The organism is Actinocorallia sp. A-T 12471 (assembly GCF_033875155.1).
In the GTDB taxonomy this organism is placed as follows: domain Bacteria; phylum Actinomycetota; class Actinomycetes; order Streptosporangiales; family Streptosporangiaceae; genus Actinocorallia.
The window spans coordinates 674,498-699,061 of sequence record NZ_JAWZTE010000004.1 but is presented as its reverse complement, the minus strand read 5'-3'; the positions used below and the strand labels follow the sequence as shown (position 1 = coordinate 699,061).

The window sequence follows — 24,564 nt, the reverse complement described above, 5'->3', positions numbered from 1 at the left end:
TACTCATTTCTCTGACGCGTCGCCCTGGGGCGCGCGAGGGGTGGGGTGTTCGGGAAGGTCTTGGGGAGGAGACTCGATCCGGACGAGCCGGCGGCCGGTGCGGCCGAGCCGTCCGACGATCCCCTCGGGCATGACGAAGACGATCGCGATGAGCACCGCGCCGAAGAGGATGCCGGAGAAGTGCCCGGACACCAGGTCGGCGGTGTAGTAGGGGATGAACACCACGGCGAGGGCCCCGGCGACGGGCCCGTAGAGGGTCGCCGCGCCGCCGAGGAACAGCCCGGTGATCAGCTCGATCGACTTCAGGAGGGTGAATGACCCGTCGGGCGACAGCGCGCCGACGTACATGGCGAACAGGCCGCCCGCGAGGCCGGTGACCGCGCCGGACAGGCCGAACGCGAGCGTCTTGACCGAGGCGATGTGCACCCCGGACGACGCCGCCGCGAGCTCGTTGTCGCGCACCGCGACCATCGCCTTGCCGAGGCGGCTGCGGGTGAGGTTCCGCACGAGGACGATCACCAGGATCAGCACGACCGCGCTCACCCAGTACAGCCACAGGTACCGCTGGCCCGCGCCGAGGCCGGTCCACTCCGGCGGCGCGAGCTGCCGCGACCTGATGACGAGCCCGGCGGCCCCGCCCGTCAGGTCGGCGAACCGCTTCACCAGTTCGGGGAACGCGACCCCGACGGCGAGCGTGACGAGGGCGAGGTACAGGCCGCGGATGCGCAGCGCGGGCAGCCCGACGACGAACCCGAGCGCGAAGCACAGCACCGCGGCGACGGGCAGGGTCAGCAGCGGCTCGACCTGGTAGGAGACGATCATGACGCCGGTCGTGTAAGCGCCGAGCCCGAAGAACGCCGAGTGGCCGATCGACAGCAGCCCGGTGTAGCCGGTGACGAGGTTGAGGCCGCTGATCGCGATCGCGAAGATCAGCACGCTGGTGAGCTGGCCGACCCGGAACGGCTCGAGGCCGGAGCCGAGGTACAGCAGGACCAGCGCGAGCAGCGGCCCGGCGGCGACGGCGGCGCGGTGCTTGGCGGTGCCGCGCACGAGTGTCAGCACGGGTCCGCCCTTGGCGGGGGCGGGTGCGGGCGGCGCTGGGGGTTTGGCGGAGGTGGTGGTCACAGCCGCTCCATCTGTCGGGTGCCGAACAGGCCGGTCGGCCGGAAGAGCAGGATGAGGACGATGACGACGAGCGCCGCGGTCTGCTGGAGCGCGCCGCCGACGAAGTCGACGTAGCCGGTGATCATCGCCTCCAGCAGCCCGATCGCCAGGCCGCCGACGACCGCGCCGATCGGGCTGTCGAGCCCGCCGAACAGGGCGGCGGCCGAGGCGTAGATGAGGATCGGGAACATCGTGGTCAGGCTCAGCTGCTGCGACGAGAGCGGCGCGATGAGGATTCCGGCGAGTGAGCCGATGATCCCCGCGAGGCCCCAGCCGAGCATGAGAATCCGGCCGGTCCGCACCCCGGACAGCGCCGCCGACTCGGGGTTGTCGGCGACCGCGCGCATGTGCAGGCCGAGGCGTGTGCGGTTGAACAGCGCGAAGACCAGGCCGATGAGGACGGCGACGACGAGCCAGACGCCGAGCGCGTCGAAGTACAGCCGGGTGCCCGCGACGGCGAAGTAGTCCTCCTGGCCGCCGGGGAACAGGCCGGGCATCGTCTTGGTCTCGGAGTCGAACAGCAGCCCGGCGAGCGCGTTGAACGCGGTGAACAGCCCGAGCGCGACGATCAGCGTCGCCATGTCGTTGCGGCGGCGGACCGGCCGGATCAGGGTCCGTTCGGTGACCGCGCCGAGCACGAACCCGACGGCGCAGGCGACGAGCGCCGCCGCCCACACGGGCACGTCCTGGGTGGTCAGCGCCCACGCGATGTACGTGGTGAACAGCGCCATCTCGCCCTGGGCGAAGTTGATGGTGCCGGTGCCGCGGAACACCACGACGAGCGCGAGCGCCATGATCGCGTAGACGGTTCCGTTGGTGACGCCGTCGAAGAGGCGTTCCAGGAAGATGTCCATCTGAGGTCTCCCCTCACAGGCCCAGGTAAGCGCGGCGGATGGACTCGTCGCCGCGGAAGCGGTCGGCGTCGCCCTCGGCGACGACCCGGCCGACTTCCAGCAGGTAGACGCGGGAGGCGAGGCCGAGCGCGAGGTCGGCGTTCTGCTCGACGAGCAGCAGCGCGGTGCCCTGCGTGCGGTTGACCTCGCCGAGCACCTCGAACAGCTCGGCGACGATCTTGGGCGCGAGGCCCAGGCTCGGCTCGTCGCACAGCAGCAGCTTGGGGCGGCTCATCAGCGCGCGGGCGACCGCGAGCATCTGCTGTTCGCCGCCCGAGAGCGTCCCTGCCTCCTGCTTGGCGCGGCGGGCGAGGATCGGGAAGACCCCGCACCATGTGTCGATGTCGGCGGCGATCCCGTCGGCGTCCTTGCGCAGCGCGGCCCCGACCTTCAGGTTGTCCATGACCGACAGGTGCGAGAACGTGCCGCGCCCCTGCGGGACGAGGCTGACGCCCGCCGCGACGATCTCGGGCGCGCCGAGCCCGTCGAGCGGGGTTCCGTCAAGGACGACGGTCCCGGTGTGCGGGATGAGCCCGGACAGCGCCCGCATCGTCGTGGTCTTGCCCGCGCCGTTCGCGCCGAGCATCACCACGACCTCGCCGGGCTCGACGGCGAGGTCGAGGCCGTGCAGGACGCGGGCGGGGCCGTAGCCCGCGCACAAACCGGTCACCTTCAGCAGGCTCACGCGGTCCTCCCCAGGTAGGCGGCGAGCACGCGCTCGTCCGCGCGGACGTCCTCGGGCGCGCCGTCGGCGATCTCCCGGCCGGACTCCATCGCCACGACGTGGTCGCTGATGCCCATCACCAGGCCCATGTGGTGCTCGACAAGGAGCGCGCCGAGGCCGCGTTCGTCGCGCAGCCGCAGGATCAGCGCGCCGAGCTCGTCCACCTCGGCGTGGGTGAGGCCGCCGGCGGGCTCGTCGAGCAGGAGCAGCCGGGGCCGGCCGGCGAGGGCGCGGGCCAGCTCGACCCGCTTGAGGGTGCCGAACGGCAGCCCGGCCGCCGCGCGGTCGGCGACGTCGGCGAGGCCGAGGTCGCCGAGGATCTCCCTCGCCTCGGCGGTGAGGCGGCGGTGCGCCCGGCGGGTGCCGGGCAGGCCGAGCAGGGACGCGGTGAACCCCGAGGCGTCGCGGGAGTGCGCGCCGAGCAGCGTGTTCTCCAGGACGGTCAGCGACGGGAACAGCGCGAGGTTCTGGAACGTCCTGGCGATGCCGAGCCGGATGATCCGGTCCGGCCTGGTGCGCAGCAGGTCGTGTCCGGCGAAGGCGATCGCGCCGGAGTCGGGCCGGTACAGGCGGGTGACGCAGTTGAACAGGGTGGTCTTGCCTGCTCCGTTGGGCCCGATGAGACCGCAGATCTCGCCGGGGGCAACGGTGAGGGAGACCCGGTCGAGTGCGGTTACTCCACCGAAGCCGAGCGTCAGTTCGCGGACGCTCAGTTCGGGGGGCGGATCGTGGGACATGGGCGGCGGGCTCCTCTCGCCGGCACACTTCAATTACCAGTGTGCTTCCGGTCACACACTTGCTACAACAAAAAGAGTGACCACGTCAACGGCTTGCAATCGGACCGATATGACGATCTTGTCGCTCGGGCCAAGACTGCCCTTGGCCGATTCACTCTCTTAGTTGTAGCGTGAGGGAGGCGGGGGTCACACCCCGCGCAAGAGGAGGAGGTCCCATGCCCATCGCCGATCACGACAGCGCAGTGCGCGCCCTGCTGGACAAGCAGGAGATCCACGAGGTCCTGGCCCGCTACCTGCGCGCCGCCGACCGGGGCGACGTCGCGGGCCTCGCCGCCTGCTACCTGCCCGGCGCGACCGAGGACCACGGCGGCGTCTTCACCGGAACCGCCGACGACTACGTGGCGAGCATCACCCAGGTCCTCACCCACCCCAAGGGCCGGACCATGCACTGCATGACGAACGTCCTCATCGACCTCGACGGCGACACCGCCTCGGTCGAGTCCTACGTCGTCACCTTCAGCGCGGTCCGCACCGCCGACGGACGCGGCAGCTCCTTCGTCGGCGCGCGGCTGCTCGACAGGTTCGAACGCCGCGACGGCCGCTGGGGCATCGCGCACCGCGCCCTGCGCTGGGAGTGGAGCCACGACGCGCCCGCCGCCGAGACCTGGCTGTTCGGCATGCTCGTCGGCGACACCGCCGACCTGAAGCGCGGCGGCAAGTTCCCGTCGGACCCGGTGTACGCGGGCGGCGAGAGCGGGGCGGCGCGGTGAGCGACCTCAAGGACTTCACCGCGCTAGTCACCGGCGCGAACCGGGGGATCGGCGCGGCTTTCGCGGCCGAGCTGCTGGCCAGGGGGGCGAAGGTCTACGCCGGGGCGCGCGACCCCGGCTCGGTGCCCGCCGAACTCGTGGACGCGGGCGCGCTGCCCGTCGCCCTCGACGTCACCGACCGCGCGCAGGTCGCCAAGGCGGCCGCCGACTGCGCCGACGTGTCCCTGCTGGTCAACAACGCGGGGTACTTCGCGGGACAGCGCCTGGTCATGGCCGACGACCCGGACGCCGCCCGCGCGGAGATGGAGGTCAACTACTTCGGCCCGCTCAACACCACGCGCGCGTTCGCGCCGGTGCTGGGCGGCAACGGCGGCGGCGCGATCATCAACGTGCTGTCGGTCGCGGCGATCGCGCCGACCCCGTTCATGGGCGGGTACTCGCCGTCCAAGGCGGCGACGCTGTATCTGAGCGGGATCACCAGGGCCGAGCTTGAACCGCAGGGGACCCGGGTGACGGCGCTGATCGTCGGGTCGGTGGACACCCGGATGGCCGGGCACGTCGACGGCGTCAAGGAGAAGCCGTCCGACATCGCCAAGGCCGGGCTGAAGGCGATGCTGCGCGGCGAGCACGTCGCCGACACCGACTGGATGGCCGTGGACGCGCGCGCCCGCCTCGCCCGCGACCCCGCGCGCTACGCACGCGGCCTCGCCAAGCTGCTGCACGCGACCGAGCTGCGGACCGGCCGATGAGCGGCCCCCGGCTCGTCCAGGCGACGGTGGCCGCCGCCGACCTCGCGCCAGCAGCCGAGGCGGCCCGCGCGCTGCTCGGCCTGCCGCCCGGCTTCCCCGATCCCGAACTCGCCTCGTGGGGGATCGTCAACGAGATCCTCGGATTGGGCGGCGGGACCTACCTGGAGATCGTCGCGCCCTCCACGTCGGAGTCGGCCTTGCACGGGTTCCTCAAGCGCGGTGAGGGCGGCTATGTCGTCGGGATGAAGGTGCCCGACACAGACGCCGTCGTCGCGCGGGCCGGGGAGCTCGGCGTGACCGTCGCGCATCGGCAGGAGTTCCACGGCGCGGACATCGTGCAGTTCCATCCGGCCGGGCTCGGGGTGCTGCTCGAAGCCGACCGGCTGCCCGACGGCGTCGACTGGCACTACGACACCTGGGACACCCCCGAGAGGCCCGCCGACGCGCCCACCGGACGGCTCCTTGCCGTCGACGTCGCCGTCGCCGAACCCGAGGTCACCGCCGCGCTCTGGGCGGATCTGCTCGGGGCCGAGCGGTCCGGGCCCGCCCAGGTGACGGCCGGAGACGGCGTGATCAGGTTCGTGCCCGAACGCGGACGGCGCGGGCTCGTCGCCGCCGACATCGCGGCGTCCGCCCCGGCCGAGCACACCCTCGCCGGACTGCTGCTGCGCTTCATCCCCGAGGAGGCCGCATGACCCTCCGTGTGATCCAGTGGGCCACCGGCGCGATCGGCAAGACCACACTGCGCGCGGTCCTCGACGATCCCGAACTCGAACTCGCCGGGCTGTTCGTCTACGGCGACCGCAAGGCCGGGCGCGACGCGGGCGACATCGCCAGGCGCGATCCCGTCGGCGTGCTCGCCACCCGCGACCGCGCCGAGATCCTGGCGACCGAGGCCGACGTGGTGATCCACGCGCCGCGTCTCCAGGTCCCTTACGAGACCCACGACGCCGACCTCCTCGCCCTGCTGCGGTCCGGCAAGAACGTCATCACCACGGCGGGCCACCACTTCCCGCGAGCCCACGGGCCCGAACGCGAGAAGATGTTCCTCGAAGCGTGCGAGGAGGGCGGCACCACCCTTTACGGGGTCGGGATCAGCCCGGGCGTCGTCGGCGAACGCATCGCGCTGGGGCTCACCGGGGCGTGCCTCGACGTCGAGCACGTCGCGATTGACGAGGTCCTCGACGCCAGCCGCGTGCCCGACCCGAACTTCGTGTTCGACGTGATGGGCATGGGCGCGGACCCCGAGTCCGTGGACCTCACGGGCGGGGACCTGCCCGTCATGTACGGGAAGCTGTACGCCGAGACCCTCGCGTTCATGGCCGAGCGGATGAACCTGCCGGTCGAGCGGATCGAGCCCGACCACCGGGTCCGCGCCGCCGTCCGCGACCTTGAGGTTCCGGCCGGGACCATCCGGAAGGGCACAGTCGCGGCCACCGAGTGGCGCTGGCACGTGGTCGGCGGCGGTCGCCGTGTGCTGTCCCTGGCGATCGTGTGGACCATGGACCCCGAGCTGCCCGAGTACGCGGGACGCGACCACTGGACGATCACCGTCAAGGGCAGGCCCGGCATGACCCTGACCCTCAACCTGATCGAGCCCGACGACCCGGCCAGCCGGACCACGGCCGGCCAGTTCGTTACGGCCGGGCCGGTGATCCGGGCGCTGCGCGAGGTCGTCGCCGCGCCGCCAGGGATCTTCGAGCCGCCCGTCTTCGCGCCCTACGACTTCAAGGGAGGCACCCGGTGAGCGCGACCGCGATCCAGGAGGCGAGCCCGCACCCGCACTACGCGCTGCACCCCGACGGCACCCGGGTCGAGCGGTTCGCCGACCTGCTGCGCCGCCGCGCGGCCGCGACCCCCGACCTGCCCGCAGTACTCGAACCCGGGAAGACGACGACGTTCGGGCAGCTTGAGGCGCGCGCGGCACGTGTCGCGCGCGCCCTGCGCGCCGACGGCGTCGGCCCGGGGGACAGGGTCGCCTATATCGGCGTCAACTCGGCGGCCTTCCTTGAGGTGCTGCACGGCACGGCGAAGGTCGGCGCGATCGCGACGGCCGTCAACAACCGGCTGCACCCGCGCGAGGTGTCCCGCATCCTCGCCGACGCCGAGCCGTCCGTGGTGGTCTTCGGCGCGGGAGACGGCGGCCTCGCCCCCGAGCCCGGCGCTGTCGCGTCGCTGAAGCGGATCGTCACGGCCGACGGGACGCCCGGCAGCACGCGGTACGAGGAGTGGCTTGCGGCAGCCCCGGACGGCGGCGACCCCGGCCACGCCGCCGACCCCGAGGACACCGCCCTTATCTTCTACACCTCGGGCACGACGGGCCTGCCCAAGGGGATCATGCTCAGCGGCCGCAACCTCGGCCAGGCCCTGGCGACCATGCACTACGGCATCGAGCTCGACACCACGTCGGTGGCGATGGCCCCGATCCCGTACTTCCATGTCTCGGGGTTCGGCCTGGCGATGGTCGCGCTGGTCAACGGGGCCGCGCTGCTGCTCGAGCAGGCCGCCGACGCCGAAAGCCTGCGCGACCTCCTCATCGCCCGACGGGTCTCGCACGCGGCCCTCGTGCCGACCCTCATCCAGCGGCTCATCGCCCTCCCGGGCGTCGAGGACGAGGACTGGAGCGCGCTCAAGTACGTCGTGTACGGGGCGTCGCCCATCCCGCTGCCGGTGATCCACGAGGCGACCCGCAAGATTGGATGTAAGTTCCTTCAGTCCTACGGGCTCACGGAGTCGACGGGCGGCGTGACCATGCTGTCCCCGGACGACCACCTTCCCGCCCCCGGACAGGAACGCAGGCTGCTTTCGGCCGGACGGGCGATGCTCGGCGTGCCGATCCAGGTCGTGGACCCCAAGACGCTTGAGGAGCTGCCCGTGGGGGAGCGCGGCGAGGTCGTCATCGGGGGTGGGCACGTGATGCAGGGGTACTGGCGGCGGCCCGACGTGACGGCCGAGGCGCTGCTCCCGGACGGGCGGCTGCGCACCGGCGACGGCGGCTCGTTCGACGCCGACGGCTTCCTCTACCTGCACGACAGGCTCAAGGACATGATCGTCAGCGGGGGTGAGAACGTCTACCCGGCCGAGGTCGAGAGCGTCCTCACCGAGCACCCGTCGGTCCTTGAGGCGGCCGTCATCGGCGTTCCCTCGGAGCGGTGGGGAGAGACGCCCTACGCGATCGTGGTCCGCCGCGAGGGTGCCGCGCTGGAGGAGCGCGAGCTGATCGCGTTCGCGCGGGACAGGCTCGCGCACTTCAAGTGCCCGTCCGGCGTCGCGTTCACCGACGTGCTGCCGCGCAACGCCTCGGGCAAGCTGCTGAAGAACCGCCTCCGCGAAAGCTACCGCTGACGCGAACCACAAGAAGAGGGGGACGGCTCGCCGTCCCCCTCTTCTTCGTGCGCTAGCCGACCTGGCGGTCGGACCCCTCCCACCAGGGCTTGCGCAGCTCGCGCTTGAGCAGCTTCCCTGAGGCGTTGCGCGGCAGCGCGTCGGCGAACACCACCGACGTCGGGCACTTGAAGTGCGCGAGCCGCTCGCGCAGCCAGCCGATCAGCTCCTTCTCCTCCGCCTCCACGCCCGGCCTGCGGACCACGACGGCCAGCGGCGTCTCACCCCACCGGTCCGACGGCACCCCGATGACCGCCGATTCGAGCACGGCCGGGTGGCCCGCCAGGACGCTCTCGACCTCCGCCGGGTAGACGTTCTCGCCGCCGGTGACGATCATGTCCTTGATCCTGTCGTGCAGGTAGAGGAACCCGTCGGCGTCCATCGACCCGGCGTCCCCGGTGCGGAACCAGCCGTCGGCGGTGAACGCCTCGGTCGTCGCGTCGGGGTTGCGCCAGTACCCGGGAGTCACGCACGGGCCCTGTACCACGACCTCGCCGACGACGCCGGGGGCGGCGATCTCGCCCGTCACCAGGTCGAGCACCGCGACCCGCATCCCCGGCACCGCGGACCCCGCCGACCGCAGCCGTCCGGCGACGGGGTTGTCGGGCCTGTGCTGGTCGGGCCCGAGCAGCGTCGTCACCCCGATCGTCTCGGTGAGCCCGTAGGACTGGAAGAACTCGGCCCCGAACAGCGCGACCGCGCGGGCGAGCAGCGGCTCGGAGATCGGCGACGCCCCGTACACGATCTGCCGGAGCGCCGAGAAGTCCGCGTCCTTCGCGGCGGGCATCTCGCACAGCACCTGGATCACCGCCGGGACCATCGCGGTGTGCGTCACCCGGAACTCGGTGAGCTGGGCGAGCATCGAGGACGGGGTGGGCTCGCGCGACTGGACGAGCGCGCCGCCGCGCGCGATCGTGATCAGCGCCCAGCCCGCGCCCGCGATGTGGAAGTACGGGATCGGCACGAGGCTGCGCGAGTCGGCGTCGACGTCGAAGCACGCGCCGAACAGCTCGGCCCCCGCGGCGAGCCCGTCGGCGCTGATCCGGACGCCCTTGGGCCGTCCCGTCGTGCCCGAGGAGTACATGAGGACGAGAAGTTCGTCGCCGGACGCCTCGCGGCGCGGGTCCACCGGCTTGCCGGACGCGACCCACGCCTCATACGGGTCACCGACCTCGATGACGGGCACGTCGAGCCCTTCCAGCGCGGGAAGGTGCTCGGACGCGGCGACGACGAGGGACACGTCGGCGTCGTCGAGAATCCAGCGGATCTCCGGCGGGGACAGCCGGAAGTTCAGCGGGACGAGCGCGACCCCTGCCTTGGCCGCGCCGAACAGCAGCTCGAAGTACTCGGTCGCGTTGCGGTCGAGATAGCCGACGCGCGCGCCGGGCGGCAGCGCCGACAGCAGGTCGGCGACGCGGTCGGACCGTTCGGCGAGTTCGCCGTAACGGATCGCCCTGCCGTCGCCGATGACGGCGGGGGCGTCGGGTCGCAGGGAAGCGGAACGGCGGAGGAGTTCGGGGACGGATGGCAACACTGTGTGCTCCTCACCGGGGGTGGGGTGGGTCAGTCGAGCAGCACCGAGACCTCGGCGCCGCGCAGGACACCGCCGCACTGGTCGCAGGTGAGCCTGATCTTCAGGTCCTGGCCGCAGGCGCGGTGGGTGTAGACGAGTGCGGGGCCTTCGGCGGCGCGGAACCACCGCTGGCCCCAGTCGACGGCGGTCATGACCGTCGGATAGAAGGCGCGGCCCTTCTCCGTCAGGCGGTAGTCGGGCCAGTCGGCGCGCTCCGCGCCGGGCGACTGGGCGAGGACGCCGAGCTCACAGAAGACCCGCAGCCGGTCGGCGATGATCGTGGGCGGCGCGCCGAGCCACTGCTCGAAGTCGCGGAAGCGGTGCGCGCCCTGGAACGCCGCGCCGAGCAGGGCCGCCGACCAGCGGTTGCCGATCAGCGCCATGGTCTCGGGGAACATGCCCGCCTCGCCCGCCGTCTGGGAGCGGCGGCGGGTCGTGGCGGCCGGGACCGAGCGGCTCCATGTGCCGCTCGGCCCGAACCCGCCGGTGATGTCGCGGGCCTCGGCGGGCCTGCCGCACGCGCCGCAGCCGAACACCGGGCGGAACTCCCTGCCGCAGGTCTGGTGGACCCTGCGCGGCAGCCGCTCGCCGTGGCTCGGCACCCACTCGGCCTCCCACGCCCAGATGTTCAGCAGCACCGGCCACAGGTCGCGGCCGCGTTTGGTGAGCGTGTACTCGTAGCGGCGGGCGCTCGCCTGGTACTCGACCTTCTCGAACACGCCGATGGCCGTCAGCGCCGCGAGCCTGCGGGTCAGGACCGCGTCGGAGATCGGCAGCGCGTCCTTCCAGTCGACGTAACGCCTTGCCCCGAGCATCGCGTAACGCAGGATCAGCAGGTTCCACTCGTCGCCGATCAGCCCGAGGGTCAGGCCGACGGCGTTGGTGGAGCCGCGTGGGAGCCGGGTGGGCCGGTCCGGCGGGTGGACGAGGCCGCCCGCCTCCTGGGTCGCACTCTGCCGAGTCAAGGGGAACTGTCGCCTTTCACAGTCCGACGGAGGCCGCCGGGGAGTCCGCGTCCGCCCAGCCGGGGATCGCCGATCCCGGCGCCCAGGTGGCGTGCGTGCCGCTGGAGACGCGCTCCGGCAGCAGGACGCGGGCGATGGGGCCGTCGGCCGGGCGGGCGGCGTCGAAGATCAGACACTCGGAACGATCTTCGTTCATGTCGGTGGTCAGGGTAACAAGGTATCCGTCGTCCTCGGCGGTGGACCCGACCCGCGGCGCGACCGCGGGCTCACTGCCGTAGACGCCCTCGGGGAGGGTGTAGCGCTCCTCGTTCCCGGTCCGCAGATCGTGCTTGACCAGGCCGTTGAACAGGAACCACCCCTCGACGCCGCTCGCCGCGTAGGCGTACCGGTTGGGCCGTCCGGCGTAGGTGTTGTTGAGGACGCCGAACTCGGTGATCGACTCGCTCAGCCGCTCCTCCCTGCACTGCCCGGTGCGCAGGTTGAGCCGCCAGCGGTGCAGCCGCGTCTGCATCCGGTCGAGCGCGAGGAAACGGAACATGCGCTGGTAGAAGCTGCCGTCGCCGGTGTCCCTCGGCTCGGGGTCGCCCTGGAAGAACCCGTCGAGGACGATCTCGTCGCCCTCCTCGTAGGCGTTGACGAAGTGCAGCACATAGGTCGGGGCCGCCTCGAACCAGATGATCTGGGCCGACGTGCCGCGCCGGGGGATCACCCCGAGCCGGGTCGGCATGTCCGGCCTGAACCGGGCCGCGTGGTGGCCCTTGGCGAGCAGGTCGGCGTCCCAGAACAGCGGGCAGTCGTTGAGGATCGCGTAGTTCTCGGTGAACGCCATGTCGTGCGGCAGGCGCGGGCCGGGAAGCGGGACCTCGGTGTAGTGGACGAGCCTGTCGTCGGCGTCCACCACCCCGTAGTGCATGTAGGGGGCGTCCTTGCCGTAGTTGAAGAACAGCAGCTCGCCGGTGTTCTCGTCGGACTTGGTGTGCGCCGAGACCCCGCAGGACGGGAACTTCCCGCCCCAGTCGGACTTGCCGAGCGTCTCCAGGGTGAGCGGGTCGAGCCGGTACAGGTCGCCGCACTGGTAGAAGCTGGTGAGGGCGACGCCCGCGTGCACGACGACGTCGGTGGACGAGGCGTCCTTCATGCGGCCGCGCGCGCCCCAGCCGTCCTGACGCGGGGACTTCTCGGGACGGTCGGCGATCCCGGCCCACAGGGGGCCGTTGGCCTCGCGCTCGGCGAGCAGGCCGTCGGTCTTGACGAACCTGTTGCGGTAGAAGGCTTTGCCGTCGCGGAAGCCGACCGCGTGGATCATGCCGTCGCCGTCGAACGGGTGGTAGCGCTCGAGGGCCGGATGGACCGGGTTCTCGGTGTTGCGCAGGTACAGGCCGTCGAGGTCGGCGGGGATCTCGCCTTCCAGGACGGTCAGGTCGTCGGACTTCCACTCGGTCGTCTGGGGCCGCCACGGACCGGTCCGGTAGGGGTGGTCGTCGTCGTCGGGCAGGGTCGACAGGACCCTCCCCAGAATCTCCACGTCCATGGGGGACTCCTTAGTCGGTGCCGATGATGAGGCTGACGGCGGTGGTGGTGCTGCCGCCGATGTTCAGGGTCGCGACGCGGCTGACGCCCTCGACCTGGGTGTCGCCCGCGGTGCCGGTGACCTGGGCGGCGGCGTCGACGAGCATCCGCACGCCGGTCGCGCCGACGGGGTGGCCGCCGCCGATCAGCCCGCCCGACGGGTTCACCGGGATGCGGCCGTCCTTCTCCAGGTCGCCGCTCTCCACGGCCTTCCAGCTCTCGCCGGGGGCGGTGATGCCGAAGTGGTCGATCGCCATGTACTCCGACATGGAGAAGCAGTCGTGCGTCTCGATCGCGCCGACGTCGGCGACGCCGGAGATGCCCGCGCGGGCGAACGCGTCGGTGACGGTTCGGCGCACGTGCGGCAGGACATAGGCGTCGTCGCGGGATCTTTCGATCTTCTGGTCGAGGGGCAGGCCGACCGTCCGGTGGCCCCAGCCCTGGATACGGGCGAGGCCGCGCAGTTCGGGGCGGCGGGCGAGGTAGCGGTCGCTGACCAGGACCACGCCCGCGCCGCCGTCGGTGATCTGGCTGCAGTCGTGCCGCCGCAACCTGCCCTCGACCAGGGGGTTGACCTTGTCGTCGGCGCTGAAGCTGGCGTCGGTCAGCTCCCAGGCGCGGGTCTGGGCGAGCGGGTTGGCGCGGGCGTTGCGGAAGTTCAGCGCGCCGATCGCGCGCAGGTGGGCGTCGTCGATGCCGTAGCGGCGGTCGTACTCGTCGGTGAGGGCGCTGAACATGTACGGCCACATGAACGTGGCCTCCTGACCCTCGTGGCCGACCCAGGCCGCCGCGCCGAGGTGGCGGGCCGCCTGGTCGCCGTGGACGGTCTTCTCCAGCTCCACGCCGAGGACGAGCGCGACGTCATAGCGGCCGGACTCGAGGTCGGCCATCGCCTGGAGGATCGCGATCCCGCCCGACGCGCAGGCCGCCTCGTGCCGGGAGGACGGGACCTCCCACAGCTCGGGCAGCACGGTCGCGGGCATCCCGCCGAGCTGGCCCTGGCCGGTGAACAGCTGGCCGAAGGCGTTGCCGACATGGATCACCTCGACGTCGCCGGGCTCGATGCCCGCGGCCTTGAGGGTGCGGGTCGCGACCTCCTCGGTGAGGTCGGAGAATCCCAGGCCGGCGCGTGACCAGTTGCGCGCGAAGTCGCTCTGGTACCCGCCGAGTACCCATGTTCCAGCGGTCATCTACTCGCTCCCTCCGGGGGTGGTGCGGCCGGGAGGCCACTCGAACACTTACTACAACAACGAGAGTAAGGCGTCAATGTACTGCGGGCGGGAGTCCAGTACAGAGCGGAAGTCCTCGGAAAACCGACCCTTGTCCCGACCCGTCGATCTCACTACATTTAAAAGAGTAATCGAGGAGGAGAGGAGAGGCCGCATGGCCGAGGCCCTCGTATTGGACTACGTCCGGACGGCGCGCGGGAAAGGCTCCCCGCGCGGCGCACTGCACGGCATCGGACCGGTCGACCTCGTCGTCCGGCTCCAGCGTGCGCTCGCCGAGCGCACCGGGATCAACACGGCGCACGTCGATGACGTGATCGTCGGATCGGCCTCCCAGGTCGACGAACAGGGCGCGAACCTCGCGAGGACCGCGACCCTGCTCGCGGGGTGGGGCCACGGGGTGCCGGGCGGGGTGATCAACCGGTTCTGCGCCTCCGGGATCGACGCCGTCGCGCAGACCGCGGGCCGCATCCGCGGCGGCGACCTCGGCCTCGCCGTCGCGGGCGGGGTCGAGAGCGTCTCGCGGGTCGCGATGTTCAGCGACCGCGGGCCGCTGTGGCAGGACCCGGCGACGATCAGGGCGGTCGGCTCGGTCCACATGGGCATCGCCGCCGACCTCAACGCCACGCTCGACGGCCTGACCCGCGAGGAGCTCGACGCCTACGGGGTCGAGACCCAGGCCAAGGCCGCGGCCTCCTGGGACGCGGGCCATCACGACGACGCCGTCGTCCCCATCACCCTGGAAGACGGGACGGTCTTCGCGCGCGACGAACTGATCAGGCCCGGCACCACGACCGAGGGCCTCGCCAAGTTCCCGCCCGCGTTCGCCGACCTCGGCGCGCAGGGCCAGGATGCGATCGCGCTCGCCGCCCACCCCGAGGCGGGCGAGATCCGCCACCTGCACACCGTCGGCACCTCGCCCGCCCTCGCCGACGGGGCCGCGCTGCTGCTGCTCGGCGACGAGGCCGCGGCGAAGGCGGCGGGGCTGCGGCCGCGCGCGCGGATCGTCGCCTCGGCGACCGCCGCGACCGACCCGGTGATCATGCTGACCGCCGGGCAGCAGGCCGTCGAGGCCGTCATCGCGCGGGCCGGGCTCACCCCCGACGACATCGACGTGTTCGAGTTCGCCGAGGCGTTCTCGGCGCTGTGCCTGAAGCTCAGGCGCGATCTCGGCGTCGGTCCGGAAAGGCTCAACCCCAACGGCGGCACGATCGCGATGGGGCACGCGTTCGGCGCGACCGGCGCGATCATGGTCGGCGGGTGCCTCGCCGAGCTGGAACGCCGTGGAGGGCGTTACGGCGTCGCGGCGGTCTCCGGGGCCGCGGGGCTCGGCGTCGCGGTGCTCATCGAGAGGATTCCGGCATGAGCGGGCTCGACGGACAGGTCATCGCGATCAGCGGCGGGGGACGCGGGCTCGGGCGCGCGTTCGCGCTGCACCTCGCCTCGCGGGGGGCGCGTCTTGTGGTCAACAACCGGAACCGGATCGTCGACGACAACGGGCTCGGGCCCGCCGACCACGTCGTCGCGGAGATCAGGGCGCTCGGCGGGGAGGCGGTCGCCGAACACGGGGACGTCGCCGACCCCGGGACCGCCACCAACATCGTCAAGGTGGCGCTCGGCACGTGGGGGCGGCTCGACGGGCTCGTCACCAGCGCGGCAGTCTCCGGACCTGCCATGTTCCACAAGGCGACGCCTGAGGAGTTCGCGGCGGTCCTGCGCACCAATGTGCTCGGGACCTCGCAGATCGCGTCGGCCTGCGCGGCGGTCATGCGGGAGCGGGGGCACGGGCGGATCGTGCTCGTCGCCTCCACGGCGGGCCTGCACGGGGAACCGACGGTCTCGGCGTACGCGGCGAGCAAGGGCGCGGTGATCGCGCTCGGCAAGACCATCGCGGTCGAGGGCGCGCCGCGCGGGGTGCTCACCAACGTGCTGCTGCCGTACGCGCTCACCCAGATGACCGACCGCGGCATGGACCCCGGCCACCGGGACGCCATGGACGCCGCAGCCGTCGCGCCGCTCGTCGCCGCGCTGTGCGACCCGGCCTCGACCGTCAACGGGCAGGTGATCGTCGCCGCGGCCGGGGGACTGCGGGTCGCCGACGCCGTCGAGTACGGGACGGTCCGTCATGACGACTCCGTCGACGGGGCGGGCCTCACCGAGCTGCTGGAACGCAGCCGCTCAGGCCCCGCCCACACCTACGTCCACGCCCAGGACGCCTTCCAGGACCTCGCCCGAGAGCTGAGCACGCCGTGAACCTCGTCCCCCTGCTGGTCAACCTCGGCGGCACGGCCCTGGCCGTCGCCGTCACCATGGGCCTCACCATGGCCTACGCCCTGCGCACCCGCACCCACAGCATCGTCGACGTGGTGTGGGGGCTCGGCTTCGTCGTCATCGCGGCGACCTCGTTCGTCCTTTCCGGCGTGCAGGGTGAGGGCGTCACGGGGCGGCGTGTGCTCGTCCTGGCCCTCACCGCCCTGTGGGGCCTGCGGCTGGGGACCTACATCTTCCGCCGCAACCACGGCAAGGGAGAGGACCCCCGCTACGCGGCCCTGCTACGCCGCAACAAGGGCCCCGTCCTGCCCTTCGTCCTGCGTTACATCTACTTCTCGCAGGGCTGGATCATGTGGCTGGTCTCGCTGCCCGTCCAGGTCGCGATGTACCAGAACGTCTCCCTGGGCGTCCTCACGTGGATCGGCGCTGCGCTCTTCGCCGTCGGCTTCCTCTTCGAGAGCGTCGGCGACTGGCAGCTGTCCCGCTTCAAGGCCGACCCCGCCAACCAGGGCAAGGTCATGGACCGCGGCCTGTGGGGCTGGACCCGTCACCCGAACTACTTCGGCGACTCCGTCGTCTGGTGGTCACTCTTCCTCATCGCCTGCTCCCACTGGACCGGCCTCCTCACCGTCATCGCCCCCGCCTTCATGACCCACCTCCTCCTCAACCGCAGCGGCAAAGCCCTCCTCGAACGCCAAATGTCCCGCCGCCGAGGCCCCGAATACACCACCTACCTGCAACACACCAGCGGCTTCTTCCCCCGCCCCCCCAAAAAATCCCCCACCACCTGACCACACGCCCCGGCTGGCCTCGCAGCCGGGGCGAACAATCCCTCTCGTCAAGAAGTGACGCCCTTGACCGGACGAGCCCGTGGCGCGGCTCAGAACAGGGCTTCGCCGTCCTGGTCCTGGATCGCCTTGGCCAGCTCCCAGAGCGTGCCGCGGTCGGCGGGGGCCCAGCGGTCGGGTCCCTGGACCGCGACGGGATGGCTGGTCCAGCCTGCGTTCTCCCAGATCTTGGACACCAGGCCGGTCGGCGAGTACTGCTTCCCGTCGAACTCCCAGATCAGCGGCCGTGTCCGGTGGTTGACCCAGCGGGCGCGGGAACGTTCCGGATGGCCCACCAGCCAGGGACTGAGCGCTTTGGCCTCGCGGGAGCTCGAGAACTGGAAGTAGAGGGTCTCCCCGTCGGCGATCACGCCGGCGTCCACCAGCGTGGGCACGGCGTTGCGGCGGCGCGGCGCCCGGTAGTCGCGCGGCGGGGGAACGTAGGACCGAGGGAGGTCCGGCGCTTTCCCGCCGTTGGCGATGGATTCCAGCACAAGGGGAACGAGGATTCTGCAGCGGGCCGGGTTGGTGAAGGTGGCGCTGGCGAACGACTCCTCCCCGAACGCCGCGTCCACATGGTGGATCAGCCAGTCGAGGGTCGGCGCGGTCAGCTCGGCGGCGCGTGAGACGACGGCGTCCCAGTCGACGTCGGGCTCGTCGATGTCGTCGGTGTCGAGCTGGCGGAAGACGAGGTGGGTGATCAGCAGGTCGCCGTAATCGGCTATCGCGGCGGCCTTGTCCTCCACCCGGCCGCGGGCGTGCTTCAACGCGTCCTTGACCGCGCGCACGACGAGCACCGACCGCCAGATCTGAGCCGCCGACGGACGGGGCCGGAAGATCATCGTGTAGGCGCCCTTGTCGTCCTTCTCCCACAGCCTGTCCCGGTTCTGCTTGGCGCGGACCGCGAGGTCGCTGTTGGTGTGCGCGCAGGCCAGCGCGAGCGCCGCCTGAAGGACCGAGCACCCCTCCGCCTCGGCGGGGTCGTCCTCGCCGCGTTTGAACGTGTACTGGAGCCGGAGGGTGTCGACGAAGTCCTGACGGATCTCCCACTGGATGCGGTCGAGGGCGACGAAGTCGCGGGGGATGACCTGGTTCTGGGTGTTCGTCGCCTCGGTGACGGCGTCCCCGAAGTCGTCCGGGCAGTTCTTGGTCGTGACGATCTTGATCGTCACGAACGCCTCCGACGTCGCGTTCGGGTCCTTCTGCATCGCCGCGTCGATCGCGGCGACCGTCTGCGCGCCGTTCACGATGCTGGCGTCCGCCAGTTCCAGCCTGATGGGCAGTTTGGCGCTGTAGCTGCCGCCCGTGCGCTCGGCGGTGCGGCACAGCACGGTGATGCCGTTGTTGAAGTACCAGAAGTCGTCCGGATGGGTGGTCAGTGTCTCCACCAGGCCCTGGTTGACCTTCGTGAGGCCGAGGCTCTTGCGGATGTTCTGCTCGAACAGCAGGTCCTTGTACTCGGCGTACCAGGCCGCCACGTTCGCGACGGGGATCCTGCCCTGGAACGCCTCGAACGGACCGGGGACGTGGATCCACTCCGACAGTTCGGCGAGGATCGTGGCCGTGGGGGGCCGCTGGAACTCCTTCGCCGTCTCCCAGATCCTCGCCCTGCCCCACGACTCGTAGGTCAGGGACTCCTCAAGCCCGTTGTAGTCGCGCTTCATCTCCTCGAATCGGACGGTGACGTCGTGGGTGAGGGCGCCGGTCCCGACGGTGGCCACAACGAGGGTGATCCGGCAGCCGAACTGCCCCCAGGCGGCGTTGAGCTGGTCGGCGTGCCGCCTGACCTTCGGGTTGAACCGGTCGAAGCGCTTGTGGTCGAGCGCGTTCACACCCTCGCGGAACTTCAGCACCTCGGCGACGTTGAAGGCGTCCTTGCCGACGTCGCTCCACTTGCTCTGGATGAGCCAGATGTCGAGTCCGCTCTCGGACACCGCGATGGCGTCGATGCCGAGGTCGTTGCTTCCGTCCACGACGCAATCGGCGGCTCGCTTCTTGTCGCAGCCGAGCAGGCGGCGCACGACGAGCGCGGCGAGGGCCCTGCTGAGGAACTGCTGCTCGGTCGCGGCGGTGAGACCGCCCACGTCCGTCATGTCGACGGGTCCGGCGAACTCGGCCTTGAGGTACTCACGGATCTGCCGGATCTCGCGGTGTACGCCGGACTGCATCGGGCCGCCCTTCCTGAGGTCTGACGTTCCGCCCATGATTGCGCGCCGGCCGGCCGTCCGCGCCGGAGTTCCCGCGAGAAGCCGCGGGGACAGCACAGCGATGAATGACAGTCTTGGTGAAATGCTCGCATTGCGGTTCTCGTCCTGGGATGGTGATCGGTGCCTGTTGTGGAGGGAGTCAGGTGCTGGACCAGCGCAACTATCAAGGCAAGTTCGCCGAGGACTATGTCCGTGCCATGGCTTCGGCGGCGGGTCTGCTCGTCTACAAGGACGATCTCGACTACGACGGCGTGGACCTGGGATTCCGGTTCCCCGGCAAAGGCGGCAGGTACGCCTCGCCGGCGATCGAGGTGCAGGTCAAGTCATGGTCGAGGCCGGTCGAGCGGGGTCCCGACCTTGAGTTCCGCGGCCTCAGCGAGGTCCAGTACAACCGGCTCGTCGCGGGACCGTTCCTCGTGCCGAGGTTCCTCTTCGTGGTCGTGGTGCCGCAGGATTCCGAGCACTACGCCCGCGTCGACACCGACGGGCTGACGCTGAGCTGGCTCTGCTACTACCGGGGGTTCGAAGGGGACGAGCCGATCGGGGAGCCTGACCGGAACCGGCACGTCACGGTACGGGTTCCGCTGGGGAACGTGTTGACGGTGCGCGCGCTGCGCGAGCTCGTGGGGGCGCCGACGTGAACTCCGGCCCGTCGGTGCACGACGTCAGGAGCTATCTCGGCGCGACAGGCTGGGAGTGTCAGGCGGAGGAGCGGCGGGACACGGCGGTCTGGGCGTACGGGGAGGACTCCCACGTTCTGGTGCCGGACGGCGACGGGTACGCCGACTGGCCGCGAAGGGCAAGGGAGATCCTCCGCATGCTCGCGGAGATCGAGGGCCGGGCGGTGGCCGAGGTCGCGGCCGACGTGGCCGAGCCGATGGCCGACGTGCAGTGGTATCGGGCCCCGGGGGCGATGGAGGGCGGGCTGCTGGAGACGGCGGCGGCGCTCGGCGGGCTCAGGCAGGTGCTGGACGCCGCGGCAAGGGCCGTCATCGCACCCGGCGGCGACGTGCGCGGTCCGGAGGCACGTCCGGTGCGGGACCTGCTGGCACGGGTCAGGATCGACCCGGTGCGCGGCGAGCTGTTGACGGTCCGCGTGCCGTCGGACGTGTCCGGCTCGCTCGGGCGGCGGGCCCTCCTGCTTCTGCACGGGGTTCTGCTCCCCGCGCTGAGCGACGCCGTCGCGGGCGCGGGCCGCTCGGAGAGCCTCGAAGGTATGGAGGGACTCGTCGCGAACGGGCTCTCCGCCGAGCTGTGCGACGGCCTTGCGCGCTTCGGGGGAGCAGATCGAGGAGAGGGCTTCGAGGTCGGCGTCCGCTGGGCGCGCGGGCTGCCCGCCGGGAGGCCGGGCCAGGCTGTGGCGTTCGGCCGGGGGTCCGGGCGGCTCCTGCGGATCGCCGCGAACCGCCTGCGGCGCACGCTGAGCAGAGACGTTGTGGTCTCCGGGACCATCGGGTCGCTCTTCGACAACGGGGCCACGGACCGGTTCCGAGTACAGGTGCACGGGGTCGTCGTCGCCGAGGACGGCAGTGGCACGCGCGGCGGCCTCTGGGTGCGGCTGCCCGACCAGGCAGCGTACGACCAGGCGCTCAGCGCCCATCAGAGCAGAAGACCGGTGCGGGCCCAGGGGCCGGTGAGGTTCGTGCACGGCCGTCATGAGTTGACCACCGCCGGCCTCACGACGCCGGCAGACGATCTCCCAGAGGAAGGCTGAACATGGACGAGCGCGACATCGGGGTGAAGGGCCGGGCGCTGCTGCTCGGTTTGATGACGCTGGGCGGCGAGGCGTCGAACCCGGAGCTCGCCGAGCACGTCGGGTACCCGCTCAATGGGGAACTGCGCAGGCGCTTGGAGGATCTCGGCCTGACCAGAAGCGACAGGATCGGCCGGTCCTACCACCACGAACTCCTCGACAAGGGGTGGCTCTGGTGCACTGCCGAACTCTCGGGAAGCAGGCCGCCGCGCAGCGGGTCGGTGGGCGGCGCGCTCTACGGCGTGCTCGACCTGGTCGGCCGCTTCCTTGCGGCGGAGGACCTCGCGCTCAACGAGTTCGTCGCGGTCGCCCTCAAGGGGACGAAGCGCAAGGCCGCGGCGGAGGAGGCAGCCGTCGAGCCGTCCTCGCTGATCAGGCGGGCCTACTGGGAACTGGCGCGTGAGCCCCAGGACTGGGTGCCGCTCTCGGCGCTGCGCGCCCTGCTCGGCGACCTGTCTCGCAGCGTGGTCGACGAGGAACTGCGCTCGATGGTCCGGTCGCCTGGCGTGCACCTCGTGCCGCAGGCCGACCAGCGGAACCTCACCGCGGCCGACCGCGCGGCGGCGGTGCGGGTGGGCGGGGAGGACAACCATCTCCTGGCGATAGAGGCCCGATGAGGGAGGACCAGGAGCGGGCGCTTCGCGAGATCGCGGTGCGGCTGGACTGGGCGGCGACGGGGGAGCACGCATGGAGCACCCCGGCCTTCCACGTCGAGGGAATGCATCCGGGAGCGGAACTGCTGGTCGGTGACGCCATCGCCGAGGCGAAGGCGGCATCGGTGACCAGCCCGCTCGGTGTGGTCGTCCAGGGCCGGGGAGGCGCGGGCAAGACGCACCTCCTCGGCTGGGTGAAGAACGAGGTCATCCGGCGCGGCGGCTACTTCTTCCTTGTGGACTTCAGCGCGGGGGACGACTTCTGGCGGCTGACCGCGAACGCGATGGTCGAGGACCTGGGCCGCGCGGGCGAGGCCGAGGGGGCGGAGACCCAGGCGGTGACGGCGTTGCGCGCGCTCGCCCGGCTGGCCGACGTCAGCGACCGTGTCGGACCGGAGAGCGGAGACCTGAGCAGAGACGACCTTGACGCCCTGGTCGCCGGACTCGTGCGGTACGACCGGCGGTTGCAGCGCTTTCGGGACACCCTCCGGGCGCTGGCCCTCTACGCCGTGGCGTCGGGTGCGGCACTGGACGTAGGCCATGATCATCTGAGTTCCGCGGAGGAGGCGGCCGAGGGGGACAGGCAGCGATGGGGTCTCAGCAAACAGTCCAAGACCCCGCGGGACATCGTGAAGGAGCTGTCGGCTCTTCTGGCGCTGACCGGTCCCAGCGTCATCGCCGTCGACCAGGTGGACACCATCCTCAAGGCCGCGTCGCGAGCGCGTGATCTCGCGGGAGTGCGGCCGGGCGACGGCGAGTCCGGCAAGGACATGATCGAGGAGATCGCGGGCGGGCTGATGGACCTGCGGCACACCACGCAGCGCACCCTGTGCCTGCTGGCGTGCCTGCCGAGCTCGTGGGGGCTCATCACCGACCATGCGGTCAACACGGCAAGGGACAGGTTCCGCCCGTCCCTGATCCTCGGCAACATCGAGCGCGCCGAGCTGGCGCGCGCGATGGTCGAGCGCAGGTTCGCCGCCGCGTTCGCGGCGGCGGGCTTCACGCCGCCCGACCCGGTGTGGCCGGTGGCCGCCACCGCCTTCGAGTCCGCGCGCGGCCTCACGCCGAGAACCGTGCTGCGCCGGATCAGCGAGCACATCGCCGTCTGCCGTGCCGAGGGTGAGGCACGGCTCCTGACGAGCTTCGACCCCGCCGAGCCGAGGTCCGCCGAGCCCGCCGCCGTACCGCAGCCGACGGCATCGCCCGGGGAGACGGCGTCCGATCCGGATCTCGCCCGGCTCGACGCGAGCTTCGCCGAACTGCGTGACGCCGCGGACGTCTCCCGGTCCTTCGACCACGAGCACGAGGACGAGGAGGTGCCGCGCCTTCTCGCCGCGGGTCTCGACGCGTGGATCCGTGAGCTGGGCGACGCGGGACACGGGTTCTCGATCGACCCGCTTCCCGGCCGCAAACCGGCACTTCACGCGCGGCTCCGCCAGTCGCTGAGCGCGGAGTCGGAGGAACAGCGGCACTGGGCCTTCCGCATGATCTGCTCGCCGAACGCGAATGCCGCGTTCAACAGGCTGAACGCGGCGATCGCCGCCTCGGGCGTCGACTCCGCGGCGCCGGACAGGCACCTCGTCGTCCTGCGCAACCACGCGTGGTCGCAGGGCCCGAAGACCCGGCAGCGCCTCGCGCAGCTCAAGGAGTGCGGCGGGCTCTCCCTGCTCGCGCGTGCGGACGATCTGCGCGTCTTCGAGGCGTTGCGGATCATGGCGAGCGCGAACGATCCGCATTTCGACGCCTGGGTGAGGTCACGCCGTCCGGCCCACGGCACGGAACTGCTCGGCGACCTGCCGGGGGTTTCCACCACACCGGTCACGCCGGTTGCGGCACCACGGGCCGCCGTCCTCACCGAGATACCGGCGAGCTCCCACCGGATCAAGGTCGGCCGACGGGTGGACACCGGGAACGATCTGGAGATCGACCTGGAGACGCTGACCCGGCACACCGCGGTGTTCGCGGGCTCCGGATCGGGCAAGACCGTGTTCCTGCGGCGGCTCGTGGAGGAGTGCGCGCTGCTCGGGGTGTCGTCGATCGTGCTCGACCCCAACAACGACATGGCCAGGCTCGGCGACGAGTGGCCGGAGCCTCCGGCGACGTGGCAGGACGGCGACGCCGCGAAAGCAGCCCGCTACCACGAGGAGACCGAGGTCGTCGTCTGGACGCCGGGCCGCAGCAGGGGACGGCCGCTGAGCTTCCAGCCGCTTCCGGATTTCGGCGCGGTCCTCGATGACAAGGACGAGCTCGACTCCGCGCTCTCCGCGGCGGTGGCGGCGCTCGCGCCGCGGGTGAAGTACGACGGCGCGAGCGCCAAGGCGCAGAAGGGTCTCGCGGTGCTCCGCAAGGCGCTCGAACACTTCGCCAGGTCGGGGGGCCGGGACCTTACCGCGTTCATCGCGCTGCTGTCGGACCTGCCGCTCAACATCGCCGGGCAGATCGACAAGGCAGACGAGCTGGCCGCCGAGGCGGGCCAGCTGCTCACCGCCGCCCGGATCACCGACCCGCTGTTCGCCGGAGACGGCGAACCCGTGGATCCCGCGCGGCTCCTCACCCCGTCGAGCGGCAAACGGGCGCGCGTGTCGGTGATCAGCTTCATCGGGCTTCCCGACGAGGCGCGGCGCGGCTTCGTCAGCAGGCTGCAGATGGCGCTGTTCTCGTGGATCAAGCGCAATCCCGCGCGGGACCGCCCGCTGAGCGGGCTGTATGTGATGGACGAGGCGCAGTCCTTCGCGCCCGCGGTCCCCAAGAGCGAGGCGCTGGCCAGCACGCTCACCCTGGCTTCGCAGGCGCGCAAGTACGGGCTCGGCCTCGTCTTCGCGACGCAGGCGCCGAAGGGACTGCACAACCAGATCTCGGGCAACACGACGACCCAGTTCATCGGCCGCATCAACTCCAAGACACAGCTCGACGTCGTGAAGGGCCTCGCCCAGGCGCGGGGCGGCGGCGCAGACCGCGTCGCCCGGCTGAACCCTGGCGAGTTCTACGCCTACAGCACGGGGCTGGGCGAGGCGCTGGTCCGTACGCCCAACTGCCTGAGCCATCATCCGGCAGGCCCGCTCACCGAAGCGGAGATCATCAGCCGCGCATCTGGATGAC

The 24,564-nt window shown here is 71.4% G+C and carries 21 protein-coding genes; 12 read left to right on the top strand and 9 right to left on the bottom strand.

What is annotated here, in order from left to right:
* Nucleotides 1-3: 3 nt before the first annotated feature.
* The 4 genes from R9X44_RS15400 to R9X44_RS15385 are packed head-to-tail and all read right to left on the bottom strand — an operon-like array spanning nt 4 to nt 3,518.
* Complete coding sequence (locus tag R9X44_RS15400; RefSeq protein WP_319814826.1) at nt 4-1,125, bottom strand: branched-chain amino acid ABC transporter permease; 1,122 nt, start codon at nt 1,123-1,125, stop codon at nt 4-6.
* The gene (locus tag R9X44_RS15395) at nt 1,122-2,018 is read right to left on the bottom strand and encodes a branched-chain amino acid ABC transporter permease (protein ID WP_319814825.1); all 897 of its coding nucleotides are present in this window, start codon (nt 2,016-2,018) and stop codon (nt 1,122-1,124) included. Before R9X44_RS15395 ends, R9X44_RS15400 begins: the two co-directional genes overlap by 4 nt.
* Nucleotides 2,019-2,031: 13 nt before the next feature.
* A complete protein-coding gene (locus tag R9X44_RS15390; protein WP_319814824.1) occupies nt 2,032-2,742 on the bottom strand; it encodes an ABC transporter ATP-binding protein in 711 nt (236 codons plus the stop codon).
* Entirely contained in the window at nt 2,739-3,518 is a 780-nt protein-coding gene (locus tag R9X44_RS15385; protein ID WP_319814823.1) for an ABC transporter ATP-binding protein, read from the bottom strand. The genes R9X44_RS15390 and R9X44_RS15385 overlap by 4 nt, the downstream gene beginning before the upstream one ends.
* A 215-nt stretch (nt 3,519-3,733) precedes the next feature.
* On the opposite strand from R9X44_RS15385, the gene R9X44_RS15380 reads away from it, so the two are divergent.
* From R9X44_RS15380 to R9X44_RS15360, 5 genes are read left to right on the top strand one after another with little or no spacing between them, the layout of a single operon-like run.
* Entirely contained in the window at nt 3,734-4,288 is a 555-nt protein-coding gene (locus R9X44_RS15380; protein ID WP_319814822.1) for a nuclear transport factor 2 family protein, read from the top strand.
* Nucleotides 4,285-5,037, top strand: a complete 753-nt coding sequence (locus R9X44_RS15375; RefSeq protein WP_319814821.1) for an SDR family oxidoreductase — start codon at nt 4,285-4,287, stop codon at nt 5,035-5,037. The genes R9X44_RS15380 and R9X44_RS15375 overlap by 4 nt, the downstream gene beginning before the upstream one ends.
* Nucleotides 5,034-5,732 (top strand): VOC family protein, encoded by a 699-nt coding sequence (locus R9X44_RS15370; protein WP_319814820.1) that lies wholly within the window; start codon nt 5,034-5,036, stop codon nt 5,730-5,732. The genes R9X44_RS15375 and R9X44_RS15370 overlap by 4 nt, the downstream gene beginning before the upstream one ends.
* A complete protein-coding gene (locus R9X44_RS15365) occupies nt 5,729-6,784 on the top strand; it encodes a hypothetical protein (RefSeq protein ID WP_319814819.1) in 1,056 nt (351 codons plus the stop codon). The genes R9X44_RS15370 and R9X44_RS15365 overlap by 4 nt, the downstream gene beginning before the upstream one ends.
* A complete protein-coding gene (locus R9X44_RS15360) occupies nt 6,781-8,382 on the top strand; it encodes a long-chain-fatty-acid--CoA ligase (protein ID WP_319814818.1) in 1,602 nt (533 codons plus the stop codon). The genes R9X44_RS15365 and R9X44_RS15360 overlap by 4 nt, the downstream gene beginning before the upstream one ends.
* A 52-nt stretch (nt 8,383-8,434) precedes the next feature.
* On the opposite strand, the gene R9X44_RS15355 is transcribed toward R9X44_RS15360, so the two are convergent.
* The 4 genes from R9X44_RS15355 to R9X44_RS15340 are packed head-to-tail and all read right to left on the bottom strand — an operon-like array spanning nt 8,435 to nt 13,718.
* Nucleotides 8,435-9,955: an AMP-binding protein gene (locus R9X44_RS15355; RefSeq protein ID WP_319814817.1), complete on the bottom strand. Its 1,521-nt coding sequence runs from the start codon at nt 9,953-9,955 to the stop codon at nt 8,435-8,437.
* Nucleotides 9,956-9,984: 29 nt separating this feature from the next.
* Nucleotides 9,985-10,959 carry a helix-turn-helix domain-containing protein gene (locus R9X44_RS15350; protein WP_319814816.1) on the bottom strand — a complete coding sequence of 325 codons (975 nt, stop codon included), beginning with the start codon at nt 10,957-10,959 and terminating at the stop codon, nt 9,985-9,987.
* Nucleotides 10,960-10,975: 16 nt separating this feature from the next.
* Entirely contained in the window at nt 10,976-12,490 is a 1,515-nt protein-coding gene (locus tag R9X44_RS15345) for a carotenoid oxygenase family protein (RefSeq protein ID WP_319814815.1), read from the bottom strand.
* 10 nt (nt 12,491-12,500) lie between these two features.
* On the bottom strand, nt 12,501-13,718 hold the full coding sequence (locus R9X44_RS15340; RefSeq protein ID WP_319814814.1) for an acetyl-CoA acetyltransferase: 1,218 nt from the start codon (nt 13,716-13,718) through the stop codon (nt 12,501-12,503).
* 193 nt (nt 13,719-13,911) lie between these two features.
* Here R9X44_RS15340 and R9X44_RS15335 point away from each other — a divergent pair, with 193 nt between their 5' ends.
* From R9X44_RS15335 to R9X44_RS15325, 3 genes are read left to right on the top strand one after another with little or no spacing between them, the layout of a single operon-like run.
* The gene (locus tag R9X44_RS15335; RefSeq protein ID WP_319814813.1) at nt 13,912-15,120 is read left to right on the top strand and encodes an acetyl-CoA C-acyltransferase; all 1,209 of its coding nucleotides are present in this window, start codon (nt 13,912-13,914) and stop codon (nt 15,118-15,120) included.
* The gene (locus R9X44_RS15330; RefSeq protein WP_319814812.1) at nt 15,117-16,007 is read left to right on the top strand and encodes an SDR family NAD(P)-dependent oxidoreductase; all 891 of its coding nucleotides are present in this window, start codon (nt 15,117-15,119) and stop codon (nt 16,005-16,007) included. Before R9X44_RS15335 ends, R9X44_RS15330 begins: the two co-directional genes overlap by 4 nt.
* Nucleotides 16,004-16,816, top strand: coding sequence for a DUF1295 domain-containing protein (locus tag R9X44_RS15325; RefSeq protein ID WP_319814811.1), 813 nt, complete (start codon nt 16,004-16,006; stop codon nt 16,814-16,816). The genes R9X44_RS15330 and R9X44_RS15325 overlap by 4 nt, the downstream gene beginning before the upstream one ends.
* An 89-nt stretch (nt 16,817-16,905) precedes the next feature.
* On the opposite strand, the gene R9X44_RS15320 is transcribed toward R9X44_RS15325, so the two are convergent.
* Nucleotides 16,906-19,020, bottom strand: coding sequence for an AIPR family protein (locus R9X44_RS15320; RefSeq protein ID WP_319814810.1), 2,115 nt, complete (start codon nt 19,018-19,020; stop codon nt 16,906-16,908).
* A 182-nt stretch (nt 19,021-19,202) separates the two neighbouring features.
* Here R9X44_RS15320 and R9X44_RS15315 point away from each other — a divergent pair, with 182 nt between their 5' ends.
* From R9X44_RS15315 to R9X44_RS15300, 4 genes are read left to right on the top strand one after another with little or no spacing between them, the layout of a single operon-like run.
* Entirely contained in the window at nt 19,203-19,700 is a 498-nt protein-coding gene (locus tag R9X44_RS15315; RefSeq protein WP_319814809.1) for a DUF4365 domain-containing protein, read from the top strand.
* Nucleotides 19,697-20,773, top strand: coding sequence for a hypothetical protein (locus R9X44_RS15310; protein WP_319814808.1), 1,077 nt, complete (start codon nt 19,697-19,699; stop codon nt 20,771-20,773). The genes R9X44_RS15315 and R9X44_RS15310 overlap by 4 nt, the downstream gene beginning before the upstream one ends.
* A 2-nt stretch (nt 20,774-20,775) precedes the next feature.
* Nucleotides 20,776-21,429: a hypothetical protein gene (locus R9X44_RS15305; RefSeq protein ID WP_319814807.1), complete on the top strand. Its 654-nt coding sequence runs from the start codon at nt 20,776-20,778 to the stop codon at nt 21,427-21,429.
* Nucleotides 21,426-24,563 (top strand): ATP-binding protein, encoded by a 3,138-nt coding sequence (locus tag R9X44_RS15300; RefSeq protein ID WP_319814806.1) that lies wholly within the window; start codon nt 21,426-21,428, stop codon nt 24,561-24,563. Before R9X44_RS15305 ends, R9X44_RS15300 begins: the two co-directional genes overlap by 4 nt.
* Nucleotide 24,564: the final 1 nt, after the last annotated feature.